The following is a 2,116-nucleotide window of genomic DNA, read 5'->3' as shown; positions in this document are numbered from 1 at the left end:
TGGCCTGCGCCAGCCTGGGGGCGATCTGGTCCAGCTGTTCGCCCGACATGGGCGCCACCGTGGTGCTGGACCGCTTCCGACAGATCGAGCCCAAGGTGCTGCTGGCGGTGGACAGCTACAGCTACAACGGCAAGACCCACGACCGGCGCGAAATGGTCGACGAGTTGCTGTTGGCCTTGCCCACCGTCCGCCACGTCATCCATGTGGCCGGTCCGATTTGCCGCGCCGCGTCGCACAAGCCCCCGGCATGGCGCGATCGCACAGAGTGGTCTGAAGCCATTGCTGTCGATGCCGAATTGCGGTTCGAGCGCTTGCCCTTTGCCCATCCGCTGTGGATCGTCTACTCGTCGGGCACCACCGGGCTGCCGAAGGTCATCGTGCACAGCCAGGGTGGCGTCGTGCTCACGCACCTGAAAACCATGGCGCTGCAACACGACCTGCGGCCTGCCGACCGTCTGCTGTTTCTGGGCGGCACCGGCTGGATCGTCTGGAACCTGCAGATCGGTGCCTTGTTGACCGGCGCGAGCATCGTGCTCTACGACGGCAACCCGGCGTGGCCCGACGCGGCGGCACTGTGGCGCTTCATCGACGAGCAAAAGGTCACCCTCTTCGGCTGCGGCGCTGCCTACCTGATCAACTGCCGGAAAGACGGGCTGCGGCCGCGCGACATCGCGCCCTTGCAGAGCCTGCGCGCGATCAATGCCACGGGTTCACCACTGCCCATCGATGCTTACCACTGGGTCTACGACGCGGTGAAGCCCGATCTCTGGCTCGCTTCGATCAGCGGCGGCACCGACATCGCTTCCGGCTTCGTCGCCTGTGCGCCGATCCTCCCGGTGACCGCGGGTGAGATCCAGTGCCGTGAACTGGGCGTGGCCGCCTTTGCCTTCAACGACAAAGGCGAAAAGGTGATCGACGAGGTCGGCGAGCTGGTGATCACCAAGCCCATGCCGTCGATGCCGATCTGCTTCTGGGGCGACCTCGAGCACCGGCGCTACCTGGAGAGCTACTTCGAGATGTACCCCGGCCTGTGGCGCCACGGCGACTGGATCCGGTTCACCGAGCGCGGCACCTCCGTGATCTATGGCCGCTCGGATTCGACCATCAACCGCCACGGTATCCGCATGGGCCCGGCCGAAATCTACCGGGTGGTGGAAGAGCTGACCGAGATCCGCGACAGCCTCGTGATCGATCTCGAATACCTCGGCCGGCCCTCGTTCATGCCGCTGTTCGTGGTGCTGGAGCCTGGTCAGACGCTGGACGAGGCCTTGAAGGCCAGGATCGTTCTGCAGATCAAGACCAAAGCCTCGGCCCGGCATGTGCCGAACGAGATCTACCAGGTCAACGAGATCCCGCGCACGCTCACCGGCAAGAAGATGGAGGTGCCGGTGCGCAAGCTGTTGCTGGGCGCGGTGGCCGAAAAAGTGGCCAGCCCCGATGCGATGGCCAACCCAACGAGCATCGGATTTTTCCAGCGGCTGGCCGATGAGCTGAATGCAGCGCAGACCAGCTGATGCCATTTCACAAACACCCTTTTTTAACCCCCGCGGAAAGCCGCAATTCGACGGCAATCGCATACCCATCCGTGTAGCAACACGATAAGGAGACAAGCATGAGCAACAAACCCAAAGTCCTGATGATCATCACGCTGGACACCAAAGCGGTGGAAGCGAACTTCATTCGCGAGGTGCTGGAGTCACAGGGCGTGGACGTGGTCCACCTCGACGCCAGCATCCGTGAATCCACCGATTCGAACGTGGAGATCCCGCCCGAGGCCGTGGCCGGCGCCGCCGGGAAGACGATCCAGGAAGTGCGCGACATGAAGCACGAAGGCAAATGCCAAGGGGTGATGATCGAAGGCTCGGTCAAGTGCGCGCTTGAATACCACGCCAAGCACGGCTTGAGCGGCATCATCGGCGTGGGGGGCTCCATGGGCACGGCCCTGGGCACCGTCGTCATGGGCATGTTCCCGTACGGCCTGCCCAAGGTGATGGTGTCCACCATGGCATCGGGCTTCACCAAGCCCTTCATCGGTGCCAAGGACATCAACATGTTCAACCCGGTGTGCGACATCGCGGGTCTGAACAGCATCACACGCGACGTGTTCCGCAATGCC

At 63.4% G+C, this 2,116-nt stretch carries 2 protein-coding genes; both read left to right on the top strand.

Annotated features, from left to right (window positions below; translation table 11 throughout):
• A partial coding sequence (locus tag ABYB95_RS22325) for an acetoacetate--CoA ligase (protein WP_372662165.1) occupies window positions 1-1,514 on the top strand: 1,514 nt, incomplete at its 5' end.
• A 98-nt stretch (window positions 1,515-1,612) separates the two neighbouring features.
• A partial coding sequence (locus tag ABYB95_RS22320) for a Tm-1-like ATP-binding domain-containing protein (RefSeq protein WP_372662162.1) occupies window positions 1,613-2,116 on the top strand: 504 nt, incomplete at its 3' end.

Origin of the sequence: Hydrogenophaga sp., from assembly GCF_041633695.1 — a bacterium.
In the GTDB taxonomy this organism is placed as follows: Bacteria; Pseudomonadota; Gammaproteobacteria; order Burkholderiales; family Burkholderiaceae_C; genus Hydrogenophaga.
This window is presented reverse-complemented; position numbering and strand designations above follow the sequence as displayed.